The 7,508-nt window shown below is 45.8% G+C and carries 6 protein-coding genes; 1 reads left to right on the top strand and 5 read right to left on the bottom strand.

All coding sequences use genetic code 11. The features are described from left to right. Positions 1–77: 77 nt before the first annotated feature. The 5 genes from Q4A14_RS08370 to Q4A14_RS08350 form a co-directional block, all read right to left on the bottom strand. Positions 78–710, bottom strand: coding sequence for an NADH:ubiquinone reductase (Na(+)-transporting) subunit D (locus Q4A14_RS08370; RefSeq protein WP_303171384.1), 633 nt, complete (start codon positions 708–710; stop codon positions 78–80). A 3-nt stretch (positions 711–713) separates the two neighbouring features. Further along, positions 714–1,424 (bottom strand): NADH:ubiquinone reductase (Na(+)-transporting) subunit C, encoded by a 711-nt coding sequence (nqrC, locus tag Q4A14_RS08365; RefSeq protein ID WP_303171382.1) that lies wholly within the window; start codon positions 1,422–1,424, stop codon positions 714–716. Positions 1,425–1,450: 26 nt separating this feature from the next. After that, on the bottom strand, positions 1,451–2,659 hold the full coding sequence (locus Q4A14_RS08360) for an NADH:ubiquinone reductase (Na(+)-transporting) subunit B (RefSeq protein ID WP_303171380.1): 1,209 nt from the start codon (positions 2,657–2,659) through the stop codon (positions 1,451–1,453). A 67-nt stretch (positions 2,660–2,726) separates the two neighbouring features. Further along, positions 2,727–4,079 (bottom strand): Na(+)-translocating NADH-quinone reductase subunit A, encoded by a 1,353-nt coding sequence (locus Q4A14_RS08355; RefSeq protein WP_303171379.1) that lies wholly within the window; start codon positions 4,077–4,079, stop codon positions 2,727–2,729. Positions 4,080–4,219: 140 nt separating this feature from the next. Beyond that, on the bottom strand, positions 4,220–5,896 hold the full coding sequence (locus tag Q4A14_RS08350) for a putative transporter (protein WP_303171377.1): 1,677 nt from the start codon (positions 5,894–5,896) through the stop codon (positions 4,220–4,222). A 277-nt stretch (positions 5,897–6,173) separates the two neighbouring features. On the opposite strand from Q4A14_RS08350, the gene Q4A14_RS08345 reads away from it, so the two are divergent. After that, entirely contained in the window at positions 6,174–7,403 is a 1,230-nt protein-coding gene (locus Q4A14_RS08345; RefSeq protein ID WP_303171376.1) for an ROK family protein, read from the top strand. Positions 7,404–7,508: the final 105 nt, after the last annotated feature.

Here is a 7,508-nt window from a genome sequence, read left to right as displayed (position 1 = left end):
AGATGGACTTGACAAATAAGCTGAGATATTCTTGCATCTTTATATCTTGTTTAATATCATTTTACCATAGAGTTACTTTAGACATTTTCCTGCAAGTCCTTATCATACGATCTGTGTACCCAGATGATGATAGCAACGATGATCAATGCCATAGGAGGCAGGATCATAAGACCATTGTTGGCATAACCCATCTCGTAGAATGACTGTGGGATGACGTTGTAGCCAAGGAGAGTACCCGAACCAAGAAGTTCGCGGAAAAATCCGACGATAACGAGGATGACACCATAACCGAGACCGTTACCGATACCGTCAAGGAATGAAGGCCACGGACCGTTGCCGAGAGCAAAGGCTTCAAGACGTCCCATGAGAATACAGTTGGTGATGATGAGACCGATAAAGACTGAGAGTTCCTTGCTCACATCGTAAGCATATGCCTTTAGGATTTCGCTTACAAGCGTCACAAGAGCAGCACAGACCACAAGCTGAACAATGATACGGATACGGCTGGGGATAGTGTTGCGGAGAAGAGAGATGATCACGTTGGCAAAGCCGATGACGATAGTCACCGATACTGCCATGACGATAGCAGGCTTGAGACTCGCTGTGACCGCAAGTGCCGAACACACCCCGAGCATCTGAACAACGACAGGGTTGTTCTTTGCGAGAGGACTGAGAAGGGTCTCTTTGTTTTTCTTATCAAATAGTGCCATATCTTAGTTCTTGTTAGTCAAAAAATGTTCGTACTTCTTGAGACTGTCAAAAAGCATGCTGTTTACACCATTGGAAGTCAATGTACTTCCTGAGATACCATCTACATAGTCTCTTCCTGCAGGCACGTGAGAGCCCGGTTTGACGACAGAGACACTGGTATAAGTACCGCCAGCAGAGAAAATCTTCTTTTGGACAAACTGATCTCGGAAGAAAGTTTCTGTGATCTTTGCCCCAAGACCAGGAGTCTCACTGGCGTGGCTGAAGTCAACCCCATAGACAGTACTCTTGTCGTCGTCAACAGAAAGATACCCCCAGATAGGACCCCATAGACCTTGTCCATAGAGCCCCAAAACATACTTCGTGACACCATTAATATTTGCCACAAAGACTGGAGCATGACCGGTCTTTGACATATCTTTAAGTTCGGTAGTAAATGCAGGGGATTTCTCATCTGTACCGTTGGAACCCTCTACAATGTTACCGGCCTCATCAACGAGAAAAGCATCCGTGATGACTTCATTGTACATAGTAATGGCAGTTGCCTTAGCATCATCGACTTTGAGAGCTCGGAGGATTTGCTGCATCTTGTCTACATTCTCATTTTTACGTTGATTACCCTTGAGAGATTGAGATGCAAAAGCAAGCCCTATCGCGACCAGGATAACCATCACTGCAGCATAAGTGATCGTATATAAATTACTATTTCTATTCATAACAGTTGCGTCAAATGCTTAGTGATTTAGACTGTCTTATTGAGGGCCTTGTTTGCGCGCTTCGAACGCATGCGGACATTGGCGTCCACCACGTAGAAGTCAATGAGTGGCGCGAAGAAGTTCATCAACAATATCGCAAGCATCATACCTTCGGGATAACCGGGGTTGAGAGCACGGATAAGGATAGCAAACACCCCGATCAGGAAGCCATAGATATACTTTCCTGTTTCGGTACGAGCTGCTGTCACGGGGTCCGTTGCCATAAAGACTGCACCAAATGCAAAACCTCCGAGAAGGATATGATCTACTGCAGGAAGAAGCATTGCCCCATTAGCACCGATAAGGTTAAACCCAAATGCAGTGAGGAAACCTCCGACAAAGACCGACAACATGATCTTCCAGCTTGCAATACCTGTAATGAGGAGAAGTATCGCTCCGAGAAGTATTGCGAGCGCAGAAGTCTCACCGATAGAGCCCGGTATGAGACCGATGAAGTAATCCATTGTCGAAAGAGGCTGTCCGATGATGTTGTGGATATGTGGGACACCTTCCGCTAGAGCAGCCTGACCGAGAGGGGTAGCACCTGAGAATCCGTCCACGACTTCTCCTCCACCGACTCCAAAAGTTGAAGTCGTACGGACAAAGACCTTGTCTCCCGACATCACAAGTGGGTAACCAAAGAAAAGTATCGCACGAGTGACAAGCGCCACATTAAATACATTGTATCCTGTACCTCCAAAGACTTCCTTGGCAAATATGACAGCAATGATAGCTGCAACTGCGATCATCCATAGCGGAGTATCGACAGGTACAATCAAAGGGATAAGCATACCAGTCACAAGAGCTCCCTCTGCGACTTCGTGCTTTTTGATCTGTGCAATTGTAAACTCAACACCAAGGACGGCAAGGTAAGAAATAATGATCTTGGGAATCATTGTCAACAGACCGTAGGCAAATGTGAGCCAAAAAGAGGCTTCTTGTCCAATGGCGAGATAGTGCTGATACCCGATATTGTACATACCGAAAAACAGCGCAGGCATCAAGGCTATGACGACAACTGTCATCGTGCGCTTAGAGTCGGTAGAGTCGTGGATATGTACGCCTCGCTTGGATGTCTTTGATGGGACAAAGAGGAATGTCTCTAAGCCGTCAAAGACAGAATGAAGACTCGACAACTTTCCCCCTTCGGAGAATGTCGGCTTTATCTTATCTATAAAGTTTCTTAACGCTTTCAATGTAGTATCTTTTTATATGTGAGGGATATTCGACCTTATGCATTCAGATAATGACGATATACTTGGCTTAGTGCATCTCTTTATAGAGTTCGTCCAAGCCCTTACGTACGATGTACTGTATCTCGAGCTTTGAAGTATCGACAAATTCACAAAGCGCAAAGTCTTCCGGTGCAACCTCGTAGATACCAAGGTTCTCCATCTTGTCTATATCGAAAGTGATGATTGCCTTGAGGAGATACTCAGGATAGATATCCATAGGGAACACCTTGTCGTACTCGTTGGATACAATGATTGCACGTTGACCACCTCGTATACGAGCATCGATATCATACTCCTTGTTTTTACCCATGAGGAAGGTAGGGAAACTACGGCTCATACTGAACTTCCCAAATCCCGGCAATGCCCAGCCGAACATCTCATGAGTATCGGCACCTTCATTCATTGCTGTTATGAGGTTCGAGTATGGACTCATGTACTTGTACTCCTCTGTCACCTGTGTGCCGGTGAGCACATTACCGTCGATGACACGAAGGTCTGAGGTATTAGAGCCAAGCTTGTCAGAGATAAGCGAATTGATATCCGCACCGGCTATCACATCGGCATAGCCCCTCTTTTCCATACGAGGTCCGACGAATGCCACTTTTTTGGTCATATCCACCTTACCGGTAGACAAAAATCTACCGATGATGAGGAGTTCTGTCGCAGATAGTGTCCACACTGTTTCTCCTTTGTTGACAGGGACCGTGTGATTGATCAACACTCCGACATTTCCCGCAGGGTGTGGACCTGAGACTTCGTAGACCTTACAGTTTGACAGATTCAGCGCACTGCCAGACTTCACACCGACGTAGACCGAACCCGTTGTAAGTTTTGCCAAAGCATCGATAGCCACTTGCAAGTATTGCTCTTGTCCCTTGACAAGGTACTCCACATCAGGAGTGAGAGGAGCTGTCATCTGCGCTGTCACGAAGATATCGCGGGGAGTGACTTCGGGATTTATCACATAGTCGTATGGGCGTTGTCTTACAAGAGCAAGCATTCCCGACTTCAAAAGCAGAGCTTTCACTTCCTCTGCGCTCATCGACGAAACGTTTGCATTATCGAAGTGCTCATACTCTATTGTTGCATCAGCCTTGATGTCGATGCTCATGATCTTACGCTTCAGACCACGGCGCACTTCCACTACCTCTCCACTCACGGGAGCAGTGACCACCAACTGTGGGAATGATTTATGATAAAGGATAGGAGTCCCCGCCTTGACACGGTCTCCGGCTTTGATCGAAAGTTTGGGGACAAATCCCGGGTAGTGATCAGGGACTACACCAAAGACTGTTCCCATAGATACGGGGACATCGACCTCAGAAGGTTTCCCTTTGAGATTGATATCCAAACCTTTCTTGATTTTAATCACATTTGCCATAAAAAAAGTATAAGAACAATTGTGTTTGGGTAAATATTCTTCCAAAGTTACATTAATAATACCTAATATCAGGGATAAAAACGGACAAATTGAACACTTTACCCAAAATATTTTTTCAAATACGCCTCAGGAGTACGATCTTACATAAAGAGCAATATCATCATCTGAGCGACCAAAACCCTCAAGAACATTGTCAGAGGATATACGGTAGCATATCCGATAGCCGAAGCATCTGTATCTGACAGTGTATTGGCATAAGCAAGGGCAGGAGGATCGGTATTACTTCCGGCGATAAGTCCTGCGAGCGTGAAGTAGTTGATCTTGAACGCAAGCCTTGCCACTGTCCCCATGATAAGGATAGGCACTACGGTGATGAGCACCCCATAAAGCACCCACATGTGTCCACCCTTATTGATGACGGTATCGAGGAAGCCATCGCCTGCCCCTAACCCCACACAAGCGAGGAAGAGAGTGATACCAAGCTCTCTCATCAATAGATTGGCACTGGTAGTAGTATAGGTTACGATCTTATACTTGTGCCCGAAACTTGCAAGCAATATAGCTATGAGAAGTGGACCACCGGCAAGACCTATCTTTACCGGTTGAGGGATACCGGGTACCATCATAGGTATAGACCCGAGGATGACACCAAGAGCGATACCCAAAAATATGGATATCAAGTTGGGCTCATGGAGGTGCTTCATCGAGTTACCAAGTATCTTCTCCACGCTGTTTAGGGCGGCATCACTACCCACGATCGTGAGCTTGTCTCCGTACTGCAGGCGGAAGTCGCTCGAAGCCACCATATCAAAACCGGATCTGTTGACACGTGTGATATTCACACCATATAGGGCTCTCAGATTGAGACTACCGATGCTTTTACCACTGATCTCACTCTTTGTGATGACCACGCGACGGCTGACAAATTGGGAGTTGGATGGCACCCATCTTTTGCGATCCATCTTGATCTCTCTACCTACCATCATCACGATAGGCTCGACATCTTCTTTGCGAGTGATGACAAATATCTTATCACCCTCCTCGAGTACTGTGTCCGGACCTGCGATATCGATAGATTGTGTGGAGTTTTTGAAAATGCGAGACACGACGAAGTGTCTATTGCTCAAACCTTCAGAAAGAGACGCCACGGTCTTACCGAAGATGGCCACGTTTTGAACCTCAAGGGAAAGGGGCTCAAGAGCCTCATCCACATTACCTCTCTCTTGACGGAGAGACTCTTCCTCTTTTTTGAAATTGATCTTAAAAATGATCCTGATTGCTATGATGGACAAGATGATACCTACCACCCCAAGTGGATATGCCACAGCATACCCCATGGCGATCGTGGGATCCTCAAGCCCTGTCGCATCTGCATAGGCTTGTTGAGCAGCTCCGAGACCGGGAGTGTTGGTGATGGCACCGGACATGATACCCACCATAGTGGTGATCGGCAAACCTGTCACAAAGTGAATAATGATAGTCACAAGAGCGCCACAGAAGACGATCCCGGTAGCTATCAGGTTCATAACTCCCCCACCCTTCTTAAAATTTGAGAAGAAGCTCGGTCCGACTTGCAAACCAATCGAAAAAACAAAGAGAATCAACCCAAACTCCTTGAAGAAGTGCAAGACGTGATGATCCATCTTCAAACCCAACTCACCAAAAAGTATCCCCACGAAGAGGATAAACGTGACTCCCAAGGAGATACCGAAAACTTTGATCTTGCCGAGAGTCATACCGAGGGCTATCGTCATCGCTACAAGAAGTATCGAATGAGCGACACCCTCGCCCATAAATAAATTGCTAATCCATTCCATGAATATATGAAATATATGATAGAATAACTGTGGTGTTACACTCTTTTGCAAAGATAAGGTATTATTGTCAAACACTGAGACTTGGCAAATACAATATCATCCTCTTCAGATCTCGGATCACCGGTATATATTGTAACTTTATTGTTGATTTTGGATGCTATATACTTCTATCCTCTTTGAAGAAGTTTATAATCTCAAAAAAAACATACGCAAAAAGTTGTGATATATTGGAAATAATAAATATCTTTAGAATGTTGAAAAAGAGAAGCACTAAGTGATGAGCAGAAATTTTAAAAATAGATTTGATAGCAATCCTAAAAATCTAAAATACAAGAAACAGATTGTGGACTATTATATCCACAATGGTCCCGACACTCTTACCGTACTATCCAAGGTCTTGGACATCAGCGTCCCAACAGCAAACAAATTTGTGACCGAACTGTGCGAATCCAGGATACTGAAAAATTATGGAAAACTTGAGACCGCCGGCGGTCGCCATCCGTTTTTGTATGGGCTTGACTCCTCCGAATGCTTTTTTGTCGGAGTCGATTTCTCTCCTGGCAAAATGCACTGTGCAGTGATGAATTTGTGTGGCGAAAGAGTGTACGAACAGATGAGCATTCCCTTTGATTTTGCCAACACGCAAGAGTGTCTCGACAGTATCAGCGCCGAGGTCAATACATTCATTGATGGTTCGCCATACGACAGAGATGTTATCGTTGCCGTGGGGCTCAACGTCTATGGTCGTCTCAACCCCACCACAGGATACAGCTACACGTACTTTAACTTTAATGAGATTCCTCTGGGCAAGGCCCTTAGCAAAGAGATAGGCATCCCCACATACATAGACAATGACTCCAGAGCTTGTGCCTATGGCGAGTATATGACACACTTCCTGCATCATGGACGCAATCTGCTGTTTGTCAACATAGCTTGGGGACTCGGCTTGGGTATCATCTTGGATGGTAAGCCATACAACGGCAAGTCAGGGTTTTCAGGAGAGTTTGGACACATTTACGCCTATGACAACGAAGTATTGTGCCACTGTGGCAAAAAGGGCTGTATACAGACCGAAGCATCGGGGATCGCTCTCCATCGAAAATTCATAGAAAAGATCAAGCAAGGGGGCAACTCCCTCCTCCTCGAAAAATATAACCTTGAGGATGGTCCTCTCGAAGAACAAATCACCCTCGATGACCTCATCGTCGCGACCCAACAAGAGGATATCCTCTGTATCGACATCCTTGAAGAGGTCGGAGAGCACTTGGGAAGACAGGTATCCGGACTCATCAACCTTTTCAATCCCGACATTATTGTGATCGGAGGTCCACTGTCGAAGACCGGAGACAGTCTCATGCATCCTCTCCGCAGCTCTATCCGGAAGTATTCGCTCAATATGGTCAATCAAGATACGGCTCTCAAGGTATCTTACCTCCAGGGCTATGCAGGAGTGATGGGCGCTTGTATGCTTGCTCGCAAAAAAGCACTCGAAAGTCTTGCTCTCTGAGGGTAGACGGCGACCTCCTGACATTCAGACTTAGGAGAGTCAAAAAACATAAGATGGGGCTGTGTCAAAATTCATTTTTGGCTCAGCCTCCTTTTTTATACCTCA

Origin of the sequence: Porphyromonas sp. (assembly GCF_030529325.1) — a bacterium.
GTDB lineage: Bacteria > Bacteroidota > Bacteroidia > Bacteroidales > Porphyromonadaceae > Porphyromonas_A.
This window is presented reverse-complemented; position numbering and strand designations above follow the sequence as displayed.